Genomic DNA, 14,992 nt, shown 5'->3' on the forward strand with positions numbered 1-14,992 from the left:
CACCGGAGCGCACCCGGTCAGGCCACGCGGAACACCGGCCACCCGATCTCCGTGCGCCAGGCGGCCGGGTCGGCCGCGTCCTGCGGGCCGACGCGGTAGACCTCGCGCACCGGACCCGCCACCGACATCGCGTTCCGCACCACCCAGGTGCCGAGTTCGCCGTAGGTGACGTCCACGTGGTCGTGCTCGCCGACGTGGGTGGTCACCGCGAGGTCCACGGCGGGCAGGGTCACGGCGTGCACCCGCCCGGTGCGCGGCGGGCTGGGGGTCGGCAGGTAGACCAGCGCACGCCCCCGGCCCTCCTCGAACAACGCGTTGTCGTAGGTCCCGCCCGGTGGTCCGCTCACGCCGTCCCCCACGGCCGCCGTCAGTTCGGCCATCGCGCCGGCGAACCACGCCGCCACGTCGTCGTGGCCGACCACGGCCTCCACCGCCGCGACCGTGCGGGCGGGTTCGGCGCGCAGCTCCACCTCGATCGGGGCGGGACCGGGCTGCAGGAGGCGGCGCAACGAGGTGACCGCCGCGCGGGTGCGGTCCAGTTCGGCCTCCAGGCGCCGCAGGTGGTCCGCGACGAGGGCCGACCGCACGCCGGGGTCGGGCGTCCGCAGGATCCGCTGCACGTCGCCCAGCGGGACGTCGAGCTCGCGCAGGCGGTTGATGACCTGGGCGGTCGGGATCTGCTCCACGGAGTAGTAGCGGTACCCGGTGTCCTGGTCGACGACGGCCGGTTCGAGCAGCGCACCCTCGTGGTAGCGGCGCAGCGTCCGCACGCTCAGGTGGGTCAGCCGCGAGAACTCCCCGATGGTCAGCACGCCGCCAGTGTGGGGTCTCCCCCGGGGAGAGGGTCCAGCGCTTGACCCTCCGCCGGTGCGAGGCCGCACGGTGCCGGCATGACGAACACCGACCTGCGGTCCGACGCCCTGCCCACCACCGTCCGCGAGTACCTCGCCGCCAGCACCGTCCACGACGCCGACACGGCCTCGACGTTCCTCACCGAGGACGTCGTCGTCGTCGACCAGGGCGAGACCTTCCGGGGCCGGGAGGAGGTGCACGCCTTCGTCCGCGACGCCGGCGCGGAGTTCGAGTACACGACCGAGCAGACCGGCGCCCACCGCGTCGACGACGAGCACTGGGTGGTGACCCTGCGCCTCGAGGGTTCCTTCCCCGGCGGTGTCGCCGACCTCGACCACCGCTTCACCCTCCGCGGCGGCCTCGTGGCCGAACTCGTCATCGCCAACCACGAGGGGGCGTGATGGGCACCGGCGACCAGGACCGCCTCGACGGCCGGCACGCGCTGGTGACGGGTGGGTCGAAGGGGACGGGCCGGGCCGTCGTGGCCCGGCTGCGGGAGATGGGCGCCGACGTGTGGACCACGGCCCGCACGCTGCCCGACGGGTACGACCGCCCCGACCGGTTCATCGCCGCCGACACCTCCACGGTCGAGGGGGCCCGGTTCGTGGCCGACCGGATCACCGGGGCGGTCGGGTCCCTGGACGTCCTCGTCCACGTCGTCGGCGGCTCCACGACACCGCCGGGGGGTTTCGCGGCCCACGCCGAGGAGCACTGGCTGACGGAGCTGAACCTCAACCTCCTCGGCGCGGTGCGCCTCGACCGGGCCCTCCTGCCGGCGGTCGTCCGGGCGGGGTCCGGGGTCGTGGTGCACGTCACCTCGATCCAGCGCCAGCTCCCGCTGCACGACGCGACCCTGCCCTACGCAGCGGCCAAGGCGGCGCTGCGGACCTACAGCAAGGGCCTCGCGAACGAACTCGCCCCCCGCGGGGTCCGGGTCAACGCCGTCAGCCCCGGCGGCATCTCGACGGAGGCCTACGGGGACTTCATCGGGCGACTCGCCGAGGGCGGGGGCACCAGCCGGGACGCGGCGGAACAGGCGCTCCTGGAATCCCTCGGCGGGGTTCCGCTGGGGCGCTTCGCCCGACCCGAGGAGGTCGCCGACCTCGTCGGGTTCCTGGTCTCCGACCGCGCGAGCGCCGTCGTGGGGGCCGAGTACGTCATCGACGGCGGCACGGTGCCGACCGTCTGAACCCGGGCTGGCGGTGCCCGCCGGGCCGGGGGAGGGTGATCCCGTGCCTCTGGTGATCTCGGGTTCGACGGCGGGCGGGCGTGGGCGGCCGGCGGTGCTCGCCGCCGCCGCGGCCCGCGGCCTCCTCGGCGGGCTGGCCGGGGCGGCGGCCATGACCGCCAGCCAGCGCCTGGAGCGCGCCGTCACCGGCCGTCCCGCCTCCCACGTCCCGGGCCGGACGCTGCTGCTCCTGGCCGGGCGTTCCCCGGGTGAGGACGACCGGCCCGGTGGGGCGACCCTGGCGATGGTGGTGGCGACGAGCGCGGCGCTGGGCGCGGTGCGCGGGGTGTGGCGGGCCAGCGGGCTGCTCCGGGTGCGCGCCGACGTGGCGCAGACGCTGCTGCGGATCATCGTGGACCAGACGCTGGAGAACGCCACCGGCGCCGGTGCCCCGCCGCGCACCTGGCGCAGCGGGGAGGGGTTCGTCGAGGTCGTGCACGCCGCGGTCGCCGCCGTCGCCACCGGGGCGGTCGTGGAACGCCTCGTCGAACCGGTGCTGGAGTCGCGGCGCGGGACCACCAGCCACTGAACCGACCGCGCGGCCCCACTCACCCGACGATCGAGAAACCCCTGCCCCGCAGGCGGAGCCGTTCGGCGTCGAGGTGCTCCAGCAACCGGTCGCGGGTCCCCCGGACGTGGGCCCGGACGAGTCCGGCGGCCCGGTCGGCGTCGCGGTCGCGGACGGCGTCGAGGATCGCGAGGTGCTCGGCGCGGGCCTGCTCGCGCGAGGCCGGGGTCTGCACCTCCAGCCACCGGGTGCGGGCCAGGCGGGTGAGCGCCCCGTGGACCGCGTCGGCCAGGAAGTCGTTGCGGGACAAGCGGGCCAGCGCGACGTGGAAGTCCGCTCCGTCCTGCAGCCCGGTCTGGGCGTCGTCCGCGGCGGTCGCGACCAGGGCCCGCAGCTCCTCGAGCTCGTGGTCCCCGGCGCGTTCGACGGCCAGCGCGACGGCTCCGCTCTCGACGATCTCGCGGTGCTCGACGACGGCGCGAACCTCGCCGAGGTCGATGGGCGCGACCTGCCACCCGCGGCCGTTGCGCGCCGTCAGGCCCTCGTTCTCCAGGCGGACCAGGGCGGCGCGGATCGGCGTCCTGGACGCGCCGAGGAGTTCTTCGAGCCCGCGCTCGCTGAGCCGCTCGCCGGGGACGAGGTCCAGGCCGAGCACCGCGGCCCGCAGCTTGTCGTAGGTGCCCGATCCGCTCATCCCGTCCCCCAAGTGGTATACCAAGTTGGTATGCCAACAAAGTACACCGTGACGCCCGTCCCCCGCGCCGCGTGGCGGGTGCTCGCGCTCGGGATCGCCGCCCAGGCGGCCGGGACGCTCCTCGTGAGCACGCCGGTGTACCTCATCCCGCTCCTGCACGGGCGCGACGGGCTGTCGCTGTCGCGCGCCGGGACCCTGGCCGCCGCCCCGACGCTCGGGATGGTCCTGACCCTCGTCGCGTGGGGCGCGCTCGCCGACCGGGTCGGCGAGCGCTGGGTCATCGCCGGCGGGCTGGCGCTCACCACCGCCTCCGCCCTGGCTGCGGCCTCCGCGCACGGGCTCGTGGCGCTGGGCGTCCTGCTCGGGCTGGGCGGGGCCGCGTCGGCGAGCACGAACGCCGCGAGCGGCCGCGTCGTCGTCGGGTGGTTCCCGCGCGAGCGCCGGGGACTGGCCATGGGGCTGCGGCAGGTGTCGCAACCGCTGGGGGTCGCCGTCGCCGCCGTCGTCGTCCCGCCGCTGGCGTCCCGGTACGGCCCGGCCGGCCCCCTGCTGGTGGCCGCGGCGGTGCTGGGCGTCCTCACGGTCGCCTGCGCGGTGGGCCTGCGCAACCCCCCGCGCGCCGCAGCCGCTGCGGCGCAGCAGGTCCCGAACCCCTACCGCCGCGACGGCTTCCTGTGGCGCATCCACGCCGTCTCGGTGCTCCTGGTCGTCCCGCAGTTCGCGCTGTCGACGTTCGGCCTCGTGTGGCTGACCGTCGAGCTGGGCTGGGGGGCGACCGCGGCGGGGCTGCTCATGGGGGCGTCGCAGTTCGTCGGGGCCCTGGGCCGGATCGGCGTCGGCGTGCTCAGCGACCGCGTCGGCAGCCGGGTCCGGGTGCTGCGCTGGGTCGCGGCCTGCGGCGTCGTGGTCCTCGTGCTGCTGGCCCTCACCGGGGCCGCCGGCTGGGCCGTGCCCGCGGGTGTCGTCCTCGTCGTCGCGACGACGGTCTCGGTGGCCGACAACGGTCTGGCGTTCACGTCCGTCGCCGAGGCCGCCGGTCCCCGCTGGTCGGGCAAGGCCCTGGGCCTGCAGAACACCGGCCAGTTCGTCGCGGCCTCGGCCGTGGGCCCGGGGATCGGGGCGCTCATCACCGCCGTGGGGTTCAGCGGGGCCGTCGGGCTCGTCGCCCTGGCCCCCCTGGTGGCGCTGCCTCTGGTCCCGCGGCGGGACGAGCACCCGGCGGGGTGAGCACGGCAGGATGAGGGGGTGAACCTCCTCGGCGACGCGGTCCTGCACGGCGGCGAACGGGCGACCCTGCGGTTGGCCCGTGAGTACCCGCACTCGGTGGCGACGGTCTGGACGGCCCTGACCGACCCGGCCCTGACCCGGCTGTGGTGGGCGGACCTGCGCGCCGACCTGCGCCCGGGGGGCCGGTTCGACCTCGAGTGGCTGACCGGGCCGCCCGGGGAGCTGGAGTGGTGGCCGGGGGAGGTCACCGCGTTCGACCCGCCACGGCTGCTGGAGCACACGAACTCCGAGCACGGGCTGCTGCGCTGGGAACTCGAACCCCTCGACGTCGGCGCGCTGCGCGCCCGTACCCGGTTGCGGCTGACGAACGACCTCGAGGGTGAGGACGAGTGGGTGCCCATGTCGCTGGCGGCCTGGCACCTGCACCTCGACCAGCTCGAGGTGGCCCTCGACGGCGGGAACGTCGACTGGAGCGCGTGGGGCACGGCGTCGAACCTGCGGCTGCGCGAACTGCGCGCCGCCTACGCCGCCCACCTCCCCCGCTGACCCCGTTCCTCCCGCCCCGCCCCTCCCGCCGAAGGCACACCTCCCGCCCCGAGAACCCGGTTCTGAGGGCGGGAGGTGTGCCTTCGGCGGGGTGGGGACCAGTGCGGTCAGTGCAGGACCTTGAGCCCGACGACGCAGCCGACGAGCCCGAGGATCAGCAGTACCTTCGCGACCGACACGGCCTCGGCGCCCGTCGCCATCGCGTAGCCGACGGTCAGGGCCGCGCCGATGCCGACCCACACGGCGTAGGCCGTGCCCGTCGGGATGGAGCGCATCGCGAACGCCAGCCCCACCGTGCTCGCGACGACGGTGACGGCGAACACGACGGTCGGGACGGGACGGGTGAAACCCTCGGACTTCCCCAGCGCGGTGGCCCAGACGGCCTCCAGCACACCGGACGCGACCAGGACGATCCAGGACACGACGACGTTCCTCCCCCACCGTCTTGTCGCTGACCGGGTACGGCGGGCTCGTCCGGGCGCCGGGTCCCGGCGCTGCCCCAGCAGGTTCCCCCGGGAACGGCGGGAGGTCAACTCAGGCCAGCAACCCGTTCTCGTAGGCGAACACGACGATCTGCACGCGGTCGCGCAGCCCGAGCTTGCGCAGGATCGACCCGACGTGCGTCTTGACGGTCGACTCCGACGCGAACACCTCGGCCCCGATCTCGGCGTTCGACAACCCCCGCGCGACGGCGTCGAACACCTCCTTCTCCTTCGCCGTCAGAGTCCCGAACTCCTTCGGCGGCGGCGTCGGGGTCGTCAGGCTGTGCTCCAGCAGGTTCGTCAGGTTCCCGGGCGACAGGACGGCGTTGCCCGCGTGGACGGTGCGGATCGCGTCGGCCAGCTGCGCGGGCGTGGTGTCCTTGAGCAGGAAACCGCTGGCTCCGTGGCGGATCGCCGTCGCGGCGCGGTCGTCGAGGTCGAACGTCGTGAGCACGACGACGCGCACGGGGTTCGCGCGGCGGGCCACCCGGTCGGGCAGGAACACCTGCCGGGTCGCCTCGACGCCGTCCATCTCGGGCATCCGCAGGTCCATGAGGACGACGTCGGGCTGCAGCTCCTCGACGAGCCGCACGCCCTCCAGGCCGTCGGCGGCGTCCCCGACGACCTCGATGCCGTCCTGGGCGTCGAGGATCACCTTCACCCCGGCGCGGAACAGGTCCTGGTCGTCGACGAGGAGGACGCGGATCACGACCGCACCGGGACGCTGGCCGTGATCGAGAACCGCGCCCCGTCCACGGCGACCTGCGCCCAGCCCCCCACGGCCTCCAGCCGGCGGCGCATGCCGTCCAGGCCGCGTCCCCCGCCGGGGCCCGAGGGCGACCCGTCGACCGGGATCCCGTTCGTCACCGACAACTCCAGTTCCTCGTGCGGTCCTGCGGGCCAGCGTTGCACGACGTCGACGGGCACGTCGCGGTCGCCGTGCTTGAGCGCGTTGGTCAGCATCTCCTGCAGCACCCGGTAGGCGACGGCGGCCAGTTCCGGCGGCAGCGGCCGCGCAGGGCCGCTGGAGTGCGACCGGACGGTGAAACCCGTCGACCCCGCACCGTCGATGAGCGCCTGCAACCGCCCCGGCGGGACGGGGGTGGCCGACAGGACGCCCTGGACGTCCTGCAGCGAGGACCGTGCCGTGCCGGCGATCGTCCGCAGGGTCGCCTTGAGCGCGGTGGGGTCGGCGTCGGGCAGGAACTGCCCCGACTCCGCCTGGGCCAGGATGACGGCCAGGGAGTGCCCGACGACGTCGTGGACGTCGTGGGCCATCCGGGTCTGCTCGTCGCGCAGCCTCGCGATCTCGTAGGCCTGCGCGGTCTCGCGGTGGGCGCGCGCCGACTCCTGCTCGGCCTCGACGCGGGCGCGCCGCGAGACGGCCGCGTTCCCGGCGAACCGTAGCGCCAGCCCGCCCAGCCAGGCCGCGGCCAGCGTCAGCAGCGCGATCGGCAGCCCGGCCAGCAGGGAGACGCCGACGCGGTCCAGGACGTCGCGCAGGCCCTGCACGACGAGAATCCCCGGCGAGTACTGCCCGTAGACCAGCAGGACCCCGCCGACGAGGACCCCCAGGGGGATCGAGAGCCCGCTGAGCGCGAGGACCCACCGGCTGCCCCAGCGCGCCCCGGCGAACGCGACGTAGGCCAGCAGGAGCTGGGTCAGCAGCAGCGGCAGACCGGTCGCGAACTGCGCGACCCCCGTCAGCCACACGAGGGCCAGCGCGACGGCGGGCAGCGGCCGGGCGATCGCCGTGGTCAGGGCGACGAGCAGGACGAACAGGACGCTGCCGCTCTCCCCGCCCCACGTCGTGCGGACCGCGACCTCGGCCAGCCCGAGGCCCGCGGTGAGCAGGCCCACGACGATGTCGGGCGAGCGTTCGCGCCAGCGGAGCGGGGTTCCCACGTCGTCCAGCGTAGGGGTCACGACGGGAGGGCGTCGGTGACCAGCAGCGCCAACAGGTCCTCGAAGCCGAGGCCGCCGGCGGAGAACATCAGCGGGGCCGCCGAGTGCTCCGTCATGCCCGGCGTGCTGTTGACCTCGTTGAGGACGACGCCGTCGGCGGTGAGGAAGAAGTCGGCCCGGGCCAGGCCCCGGCAGCCGAGGGCGTCGTACACGCGCACGGCGGCGTCCACGAGCGCGGCGTGCTCGACGTCGGAGATCTCCGCGGGCAGCCGGACGTCGGGGTGCCCGGAGTACTTGGCCTCGTGGTCGAAGATCCCGTCGTGGACGACCTCCTCGACGGGTGCGGTGGTGCGCGTCCCGTCGGGCCGTCCCAGGACGGCGACGCAGAACTCGCGGCCGACGACGAACTCCTCGACGAGGACCCGGTCGTCGAGCTCGCGGGCGGTCCGCAGCGCGGCGTCGAACTCGCCGGGGTCGCGGACCAGCGAGACCCCCAGGCTCGACCCGGCCGTGGCGGGTTTCACCACGACCGGGCCGGTCCACGGCACCTGCTCCCCCGGACCCACGAGGGTTCCCCGGGCCGTCCGGACCCCCACGGCCTCGGCCACGAGCTTCGTCGTCCACTTGTCCATCGCCACCGCGCCGGCCGCGGTGCCCGACCCGACGTAGGGCACCCCGGCGAGTTCGCACAGGGCCGCCAGCGTCCCGTCCTCCCCGAGGGTCCCGTGCAGGACGGGGAACACGACGTCGCAGCTCTGCAGGACGCGGACGGCCCCCGCGAGGCCGAGGGGGCGCAGTTCCTCGTCGCGCCACTCGCCGTCGCGCCCGATCGTCAGCCGGACCACGTCGTGGCCGGGTTCGAGCCCGTCGGCGACGGCGGCCGCCGAGGCCAGCGACACGTCGTGCTCGCAGTTCCTGCCACCCCCGACCACGGCCACCCTGGTCGTCCTCGTCCTCGTGCTCGTCGTCGTCATCTCGTGCTCCTGTCCACCCGGGGCCCCAGCCCCACCAGCAGTTCCGCTTCCAGCCGTCCGCTCCACCGGGCCCAGTCGGCCAGGCTCGGACCGCCCTCGCCGAAGAACGTCACGGGTTCCCCGACGAGCAGTCCCGGCCGGGGTTCGGGTCCGAGGTCGACGACCGTCTGGTCCATCGACACCCGGCCCACGACGGGGCACCGCCGGTCCCCCAGCCCGACCTGGCCGGGAGTTCCGCGCGGGACCCCGTCGGCGTACCCGACGGGCACGAGCCCGAGGACCGTGTCGCGCGGGGCCGTCCAGGCGTGGCCGTACCCGACGGGAGTTCCCGCCGGCACCTTGCGGACCCCCGACAGCGGCGCCCGGAACGTCACCGCCGGGCGCAGCGCCGCCCCGCCGAGGGGGTCGATCCCGAGGAGGCCGGCCCCGACGCGGACGAGGTCGTGGTGGTCGGCGGGGTTCGCGAGGGTTCCCGCCGTCGCGGCGAGGTGGACGGTGCGCGGTCGCAGCCCGGCCAGCCGGGCGATGCGCAGTCCTTCGTCGAACCGTCTGCGCTGCAACTCGTTCACCGGGTCGGCGGGCCGGTCGGCGCAGGCCAGGTGGCTCATCACCCCGATGACCTCGATCCGTCCGGACCGCTCGGCGTGGGCCGCCTCCCCGCACAGCAGCGACCAGTCCGCGCGTGGGCAGCCGTCGCGGGCCATGCCCGTGTCGAGGTGCAGGTGGACGCGGGCGCCGCGGGGCACCGCGAGCAGGTGCGCCGGGCTCGGGACGGCGATCTCGACCCCCGCGGCGACGGCCGGGCCGAACTCCGTCAACGGGGAGTTCAGCCAGCTCAGGACCGGGGCGGTGATCCCCGCGGCCCGCAGCTCCAGCGCCTCCGCCACGCTCGTGACCCCGACGCTGCGCGCCCCGTTCGCCAGGGCGGTGCGGGCCAGGGCGGTCCCGTCGGTCCCGTACCCGTCGGCCTTCACGACGGCCATGAGGTCCGCGGACGTGGCGGCCGCGATCGTGCGCGTGTTGTGGGCGACGGCGTCGAGGTCGAGTTCCAGGACGGGCCCGGCGACCCGGGTCAGGAGCTTCACGGCAGCGGTCCGTACAACGCGGCGGGTGCGCCGGTGACGACGGCCCAGTAGCGGTCGCCGAAGCTCCAGTGCCACCACTCGGTCGGGTAGTTCACGAGTCCGGCCGCGCTCAGGGTGCGCACCAGCAGGTCCCGGTCCCGGCGGGCCGCGGCGGGCAGTTCCGCGGCGGTGAAGCACGCCCCGGCGGAGTCCTCGGGCGTCGCGTCGACCGGGGTCCCCAGGTCGAGTTCCGCGCCGTCGGCGTCGACGAGGGTCAGGTCCACCGCTGCGCCCGCCACGTGCGGGGCGACGTCCACGGGGGCCACGAACCGGCTCGTCAGGTGCAGGAGCTCCTCGGCGCCGGCACCGGGGTGCGCCGCGCGCACGACCTCGCGGTAGGCGGCGACGATCGTCTGCTGGGCGGCCAGGGGCCGGTGCCCCTCGACGACCCGCAGGGCCAGACCGTCCGGCAGCAGGTGCTGGGCCAGGTCCAGGCGCGCGGCGAGGCCGGCCCGCACCCGGGCGCGGGCGGGGCCGAACGCGGCGGGCAGTTCCCGCAGGGGTTCACCGGTGTCCCGGACCGGGACCGCGGCCACGGTGGGATCGCTCATGAGCAGGGTCACCGTCCCAGGGTGCGGAACGCGGGGTCGCGGGCAGATCCCCCTCAGGTACCGGCGCGCTGTCCCCGGGGTGGAGGCGCACCGGCCCCGCGGGCGGGCACCGTCGTGCTGTGCTCGACACGACCCTGCAGCAGATCGCCGCGATCACCGGTGGCCGCGCGACCGGGGACGTCCGCGTCCTCGGCGCCGCCTACCTCGACAGCCGCGACCCCGTCCCCGACGGGTTGTTCGTCGCCCTCGCGGGAGGACGCGCCGACGGGCACGACCACGTCGGGACGGCCCGGGCCGTCCTCGGGACCCGCCCGACCGCCCGGCCCACCGTCGTCGTCCCCGACGTCGTCGTGGCGCTGGGCCGCCTCGCCCGGCACGTCGTCGCGACCCGGGACACCCGGGTGATCGCGGTGACGGGCTCGCACGGCAAGACGTCGGTGAAGGAGTTCCTCGCCGCGGTCCTGCCCGACGCGACCGCCACGCGCGGCAACCAGAACAACGAGCTCGGCGTCCCCCTCACCGCCCTGCGGTTGCCCCCCACCGGCGGCGACCTCGTCCTGGAGGTGGGCGCGCGCGCCGTCGGGCACCTGACGTACCTGGCCGGGATCGCGCCGCCGCGGATCAGCGCCGTGACCGCCCTCGGGCTCTCGCACGTGGGCCGGTTCGGTTCCCCGGAACTCCTGGCGCGGGCCAAGGGCGAACTCGTCGAGGCGACGTCCGACCTCGTCGTCCTGAACGCCGACGACCCGCGGGTGCTGGCCATGGCCGGGCGCACGTGGGCGCGGGTGGTGACGTTCGGGGCCCGCGGGGACGTCGCGACCTCCGGCGTCCGCCTCGACGCCGAGGGGCGCGCGAGCTTCCGGCTGCACTCCCCCGCGGGTCCCGCCGACGTGCGGTTGCGGGTCGTGGGGGGTCACCAGGTCGCGAACGCCGCGTGCGCGGCCGCGGTGGCCCTCGGCGCCGGTGTCCCGCTGGCGCAGGTCGTCGCGGGTCTGGAGCGGACGAGCGGACCCGGCGAGCACCGCCTGCAGCGCCTCGTGCGCGCGCACGACGGCGGGGTCCTGCTCGACGACTGCTACAACGCCTCCCCCGCCTCGATGGCGGCGGCGTTCGCGACGCTGGCCGCCGTCGCGCGGGCGGGCCACCGCGTCGCGGCTCTCGGGCCGGTGCGCGAACTCGGCGCGCTGCACGACCGCGCACACCGCGCCGTCGCGGCCGCCGCCCGCCACCACGGGGTCGAGGTCGTCGCGGTCGGTCCCGACGCCGAACCCCTCGGCGGGACGTGGGTCCCGGACGTCGCGGCCGCCGCGGGGTTCCTGCGGGAACGCCTCACGGCCGCCGACGCCCTGCTCGTCAAGGCCTCCCGCCCCTCGCGCCTCGAACGCCTCGTCGCCGCCCTCACCTGACCCCGGCGATCAAGGAACTCTCCACCGCGATCAAGGACGATTCGAGGCAGAGGCAGCCGGGCCGTCCTTGATCGCGGTGGAGAGTTCCTTGATCGCCGGGGGTGGGGGCGGTCTGGGTCGGTGCTGCCAGGATGACCCGGTGAGCGTCCTGCACCTGCGGGTGATCAGCCCGGGAACCTCGACCGACGCCGTCCTGGACGCCCTGCAGTCCGATCCCGGGGTGACGAACGTGACGGCGCACCGCGGCGTCGTGCTGCGGCCCGCCGGGGACCTCGTGGAGGCGGACGTGGCGCGCGAGGCCGTCGACGCCGTCGTCGGTGACCTGCAATCGCTCGGCCTGGAACGCGACGGCAGCATCGTGCTGGAGGCCGTCGACACCGCCCTGGGGCGCGGGGTGGAGGAGGCCGAGGAGGCGGCACCCGGCGAGGGTGACGACGCGCTCATCTGGGAACAGGTGGAACGGGCCGCCGACGGCGGGGCGACGAACTCGGCGTCGTTCTACGCCTTCCTCGTCCTGGCCACCCTCATCGCCGCCGTCGGCCTGCTCACCGACTCGCAGGTGCTCATCGTGGGCGCCATGGTGCTCGGCCCGGAGTTCGGGCCGCTGGCCGCACTGGCCGTGGCCGTCGTCCGGCGGCGCCGGGACCGGGTGGGCGGCCCGCTGCGCGCCCTCGGCCTGGGTTTCCCGCTGGCGATCGCCGTGACCGCCGTGGCGGTGCTGCTGCTGGACCGGGTGGGGCTCGTCCCGCAGGAGTTCCTCGACGGGCGACGGCCCCTGACCTCGTTCGTGGCCTCCCCGGACGCCTTCAGCGTCGTCGTCGCCGTGCTGGCGGGGATCGCCGGGACGTTGTCGCTGACCTCGGCGAAGGCGGGGCCGCTGGTGGGGGTGTTCATCAGCGTCACGACGGTCCCGGCCGCCGCCGACTTCGCCGCCGGCGTCGTCACCGCCCAGTACGGCACGGCGCTCGGCGCCCTGTGGCAACTGGTGCTGAACCTGTGCTGCATCCTCGTGGCCGCCGTCGTGACCCTGCGGGTGCAGCAGGCCCTGTGGTCCCGGGTCCGCCGGCCGCGACGCTGACCCCCGAACTCCCGCCGAAGGCACACCTCGCGCCCCGACACGCCGGCAACCGCGGGCGCGAGGTGTGCCTTCGGCGGGAGTTCGGAACAGGGAGTTCGGGGCGGGGGGTCAGCGGACGGAACGGGCGAGCTGCACGAGGGAGTCGGGGGCGTCGTCGCGCGGCAGGACGAGTTCCACGAACGCCGCGTGCTCGCGGTCGGCCCGGACCTCGTGGAGCACCTTCACGAGCTGGGCCGGGGTCTCGGCGCGGAACACGGGCGTGGCGGGGGCGCCGAGGGCGGCGGGCAGTTTCGTCCAGTCCCACTCCACGACGTCCTGGTAGACCGCCTCGGGGCTGCGGATGGCGCGTTCGACGGTGTAGCCGGAGTTGTTGACCAGCAGGACCGTCGGCGTCAGCCCGAGGGTCAGCAACCGCCCGAGTTCCTGGACGGTGAGCTGGGCCGACCCGTCGCCGATGACGAGGACCGTCTCGCGCTCCGGGGCGGCGAGCATCGCGCCGAGGGTCGCGGGCAGCGTGTACCCGATGGAGCTCCAGACGGGCTGGCCCAGCAGGTCGCAGCCGTCGGGCAGGGTGAGTTCCAGGGCGCCGTAGAACGACGTCCCGGCCTCGGCGACCAGCAGGGTCCCGGGGTTCAGCCAGTCCTGCAGCAGGGGCCACAGGTCGGCGTGGGTGAGCGGACCGTCGGGGTGGGCGGCGACGTGCGGCACGGCCTCGGTGACGGCCCGGCGCGGCAGCGGCTCCGGACGCGGGCTGCGGGCCTCGAGGACCTCCTCGAGGATCCGCAGCGACTCCTCCAGGTAGAGCCCGTAGAACGCGGCGCCGGCGATGCGGGCGTGGTCCAGGTGCAGGTCGACGGCGGCGTCGGGGTCGAACCCGTGGGTGAACGAGCCCGTGAGGAAGTCGGTCATCACGACCCCCGCGAGCACGAGGGGCGCGGCCTCGTCGACGCGGCGGCGGGTCTCGGGGTCGCGGGTGAACCTGCCGGCGTACACGCCCAGCGTCGCGGGGTGGGACTCGTCGAGCACGGCCTTGGAGGCCGACTGCGTCGCGATCCGCACACCGTTCTGCGCGGCGAGGGTCCGCACCCGCTCCTCGAGGTGACGGCGGTGCAGGCCGGGACCGGCCAGCACGGTGACCTCGGGGGCGTCGCCCAGGAAGTCCGTCAGCGCCACCCTGAACTCCTCGGCGACCGCGGGGTCGCTGTGCAGGACGCGCAGCGGCCGGCCGAGGGGGGCGGCGGGCACGTGTGCGACGGCGACGTCGGCGGGGATCCCGAGGTACACGGGTTTGGACGACCCGACGGCCGTCATCAGCGCCCGGTCGATGGCGGTGCAGGCCCCCGTGGCCCGGACGACGACCGCGGTGGCGCACACCTCGTCGGCGACGCGGACGAAGTGCCCGAAGTCGCCGTCGGCCAGGGAGTGGTGCAGCAGCGCCCCGTCGGCCATGGCCCGCGTGGAGGGCAGGCCCACGACGTGCACGACGGGGACGTCCTCGGCGAAGCTGCCGGCCAGGGCGTTGACGGCGGACAGCTCCCCGACGCCGAAGGTGGTGACGAAGGCGGCCGGGCCGCGCCGCAACCGGGCGTGCCCGTCGGCGGCGTACCCGGCGTTCAGCTCGTTGCTCGACCCGACCCAGCGCAGCGCCGACCCGGTGAGCAGCTCGTCGAGCAGCCCGAGGTTGAAGTCCCCGGGCAGGCCGAAGAGGTGGGTGAGCCCGAGCTGCTCGAGGCGCCGGGCCAGGTAGGTGCCCACGGTGACGGTGGGGGTGACGCTGGGAGCCATGACTGCGATGAGACGGTCGACGGGCGGATCGCACAAGAGTCACCGTCGCCGTTGATCGATCTGACCGGCCCGAGAGGGTGTCGACCGCCTAGAGTGATCGGTGTGACCACTCTGGACGACACCGACCGGCGCATCCTGCTGGCGCTGGACGGCGATCCGCGCGCCACCGTGGCCCAGTTGGCGATCACGCTGGGCCTGGCGCGCGGCACGGTCCACAGCCGCCTCGAGCGGCTCGCCGCCGAAGGCGTGCTGCGGGCGAACTCGACGCGGCTGGACCCGGCCACGGTGGGTCTGCCCCTGCGGGCCCTGGTCACCGCGGGCGTCGAGCAGGACGAGTTCGCGGGCCTCGTCGAGGACATCGCGCGCATCCCCGAGGTCGTCGAGTGCCTGGGGATCTCCGGCGACTCCGACCTGATGATCCAGATCGCCGCCCGGGACGCCGACCACGTCTACGACATCACCCAGCGGATCATGCTCTGCCGCGGGATCCGCCGGACCTCGACGTCGATCGTGCTGCGTGAACTCCTGGGCTACCGGATGGACCACCTGCTGCGCTGACCGGCGGGCGCCGGATCCGCGGAACCGCTTGTGACCACCGGTTCTAGAAGTTACCTTCAGTGACGCTGCGCAAC

Annotated in this window: 17 protein-coding genes and 1 riboswitch; of the genes, 8 read left to right on the forward strand and 9 right to left on the reverse strand. The window is 75.2% G+C overall.

Annotation, left to right across the window (positions count from 1 at the left end):
• Nucleotides 1-17 precede the first annotated feature (17 nt).
• Complete coding sequence (locus CLV37_RS15465; protein WP_106211901.1) at nt 18-812, reverse strand: MerR family transcriptional regulator; 795 nt, start codon at nt 810-812, stop codon at nt 18-20.
• Between the two features lie 78 nt (nt 813-890).
• On the opposite strand from CLV37_RS15465, the gene CLV37_RS15470 reads away from it, so the two are divergent.
• From CLV37_RS15470 to CLV37_RS15480, 3 genes are read left to right on the forward strand one after another with little or no spacing between them, the layout of a single operon-like run.
• A complete protein-coding gene (locus CLV37_RS15470) occupies nt 891-1,253 on the forward strand; it encodes a nuclear transport factor 2 family protein (RefSeq protein ID WP_106211903.1) in 363 nt (120 codons plus the stop codon).
• Nucleotides 1,253-2,041, forward strand: a complete 789-nt coding sequence (locus CLV37_RS15475) for an SDR family oxidoreductase (RefSeq protein ID WP_106212032.1) — start codon at nt 1,253-1,255, stop codon at nt 2,039-2,041. The genes CLV37_RS15470 and CLV37_RS15475 overlap by 1 nt, the downstream gene beginning before the upstream one ends.
• A 43-nt stretch (nt 2,042-2,084) precedes the next feature.
• Entirely contained in the window at nt 2,085-2,609 is a 525-nt protein-coding gene (locus tag CLV37_RS15480; protein WP_211298680.1) for a hypothetical protein, read from the forward strand.
• A 19-nt stretch (nt 2,610-2,628) separates the two neighbouring features.
• On the opposite strand, the gene CLV37_RS15485 is transcribed toward CLV37_RS15480, so the two are convergent.
• Nucleotides 2,629-3,282: a GntR family transcriptional regulator gene (locus CLV37_RS15485; protein WP_106211905.1), complete on the reverse strand. Its 654-nt coding sequence runs from the start codon at nt 3,280-3,282 to the stop codon at nt 2,629-2,631.
• Nucleotides 3,283-3,312: 30 nt separating this feature from the next.
• Here CLV37_RS15485 and CLV37_RS15490 point away from each other — a divergent pair, with 30 nt between their 5' ends.
• Both CLV37_RS15490 and CLV37_RS15495 read left to right on the forward strand, forming a co-directional pair.
• The gene (locus CLV37_RS15490) at nt 3,313-4,509 is read left to right on the forward strand and encodes an MFS transporter (protein ID WP_106211907.1); all 1,197 of its coding nucleotides are present in this window, start codon (nt 3,313-3,315) and stop codon (nt 4,507-4,509) included.
• Nucleotides 4,510-4,527: 18 nt separating this feature from the next.
• Complete coding sequence (locus tag CLV37_RS15495; protein ID WP_106211909.1) at nt 4,528-5,055, forward strand: SRPBCC family protein; 528 nt, start codon at nt 4,528-4,530, stop codon at nt 5,053-5,055.
• 107 nt (nt 5,056-5,162) lie between these two features.
• Here CLV37_RS15495 and CLV37_RS15500 read toward each other — a convergent pair whose 3' ends face one another.
• From CLV37_RS15500 to CLV37_RS15525, 6 genes are all read right to left on the reverse strand, one after another.
• Complete coding sequence (locus CLV37_RS15500) at nt 5,163-5,477, reverse strand: DMT family transporter (RefSeq protein WP_106211911.1); 315 nt, start codon at nt 5,475-5,477, stop codon at nt 5,163-5,165.
• A 12-nt stretch (nt 5,478-5,489) separates the two neighbouring features.
• A riboswitch (guanidine-III (ykkC-III) riboswitch) is annotated at nt 5,490-5,553 on the reverse strand.
• 36 nt (nt 5,554-5,589) lie between these two features.
• A complete protein-coding gene (locus CLV37_RS15505) occupies nt 5,590-6,246 on the reverse strand; it encodes a response regulator (RefSeq protein WP_106211913.1) in 657 nt (218 codons plus the stop codon).
• Entirely contained in the window at nt 6,243-7,442 is a 1,200-nt protein-coding gene (locus CLV37_RS15510) for a sensor histidine kinase (RefSeq protein ID WP_106211915.1), read from the reverse strand. The genes CLV37_RS15505 and CLV37_RS15510 overlap by 4 nt, the downstream gene beginning before the upstream one ends.
• A 17-nt stretch (nt 7,443-7,459) precedes the next feature.
• Nucleotides 7,460-8,380 carry a D-alanine--D-alanine ligase family protein gene (locus CLV37_RS15515; protein WP_211298681.1) on the reverse strand — a complete coding sequence of 307 codons (921 nt, stop codon included), beginning with the start codon at nt 8,378-8,380 and terminating at the stop codon, nt 7,460-7,462.
• A 32-nt stretch (nt 8,381-8,412) separates the two neighbouring features.
• Nucleotides 8,413-9,501, reverse strand: coding sequence for an alanine racemase (alr, locus tag CLV37_RS15520; RefSeq protein ID WP_106211919.1), 1,089 nt, complete (start codon nt 9,499-9,501; stop codon nt 8,413-8,415).
• Entirely contained in the window at nt 9,498-10,091 is a 594-nt protein-coding gene (locus CLV37_RS15525) for a M15 family metallopeptidase (protein WP_106212036.1), read from the reverse strand. Before CLV37_RS15525 ends, alr begins: the two co-directional genes overlap by 4 nt.
• A 119-nt stretch (nt 10,092-10,210) precedes the next feature.
• On the opposite strand from CLV37_RS15525, the gene CLV37_RS15530 reads away from it, so the two are divergent.
• Nucleotides 10,211-11,497, forward strand: a complete 1,287-nt coding sequence (locus tag CLV37_RS15530) for a UDP-N-acetylmuramoyl-tripeptide--D-alanyl-D-alanine ligase (RefSeq protein WP_106211922.1) — start codon at nt 10,211-10,213, stop codon at nt 11,495-11,497.
• 139 nt (nt 11,498-11,636) lie between these two features.
• Nucleotides 11,637-12,575: a DUF389 domain-containing protein gene (locus CLV37_RS15535; protein WP_106211924.1), complete on the forward strand. Its 939-nt coding sequence runs from the start codon at nt 11,637-11,639 to the stop codon at nt 12,573-12,575.
• Between the two features lie 108 nt (nt 12,576-12,683).
• Here CLV37_RS15535 and CLV37_RS15540 read toward each other — a convergent pair whose 3' ends face one another.
• Nucleotides 12,684-14,360, reverse strand: coding sequence for an alpha-keto acid decarboxylase family protein (locus CLV37_RS15540; RefSeq protein ID WP_106211926.1), 1,677 nt, complete (start codon nt 14,358-14,360; stop codon nt 12,684-12,686).
• A 102-nt stretch (nt 14,361-14,462) separates the two neighbouring features.
• Here CLV37_RS15540 and CLV37_RS15545 point away from each other — a divergent pair, with 102 nt between their 5' ends.
• On the forward strand, nt 14,463-14,918 hold the full coding sequence (locus CLV37_RS15545; protein ID WP_245885427.1) for an Lrp/AsnC family transcriptional regulator: 456 nt from the start codon (nt 14,463-14,465) through the stop codon (nt 14,916-14,918).
• Nucleotides 14,919-14,992 lie beyond the last annotated feature (74 nt).

The organism is Kineococcus rhizosphaerae (assembly GCF_003002055.1).
Lineage (GTDB): Bacteria > Actinomycetota > Actinomycetes > Actinomycetales > Kineococcaceae > Kineococcus > Kineococcus rhizosphaerae.

Bases quoted from the DNA above. Each gene is read 5' to 3' on its own strand.
- CLV37_RS15470 (WP_106211903.1), top strand. From the start codon at position 891: ATGACGAACACCGACCTGCGGTCCGACGCCCTGCCCACCACCGTCCGC.
- CLV37_RS15475 (WP_106212032.1), top strand. From the start codon at position 1,253: ATGGGCACCGGCGACCAGGACCGCCTCGACGGCCGGCACGCGCTGGTG.
- CLV37_RS15540 (WP_106211926.1), bottom strand. From the start codon at position 14,360: ATGGCTCCCAGCGTCACCCCCACCGTCACCGTGGGCACCTACCTGGCC.
- CLV37_RS15485 (WP_106211905.1), bottom strand. From the start codon at position 3,282: ATGAGCGGATCGGGCACCTACGACAAGCTGCGGGCCGCGGTGCTCGGC.
- CLV37_RS15525 (WP_106212036.1), bottom strand. From the start codon at position 10,091: ATGAGCGATCCCACCGTGGCCGCGGTCCCGGTCCGGGACACCGGTGAA.
- CLV37_RS15490 (WP_106211907.1), top strand. From the start codon at position 3,313: ATGCCAACAAAGTACACCGTGACGCCCGTCCCCCGCGCCGCGTGGCGG.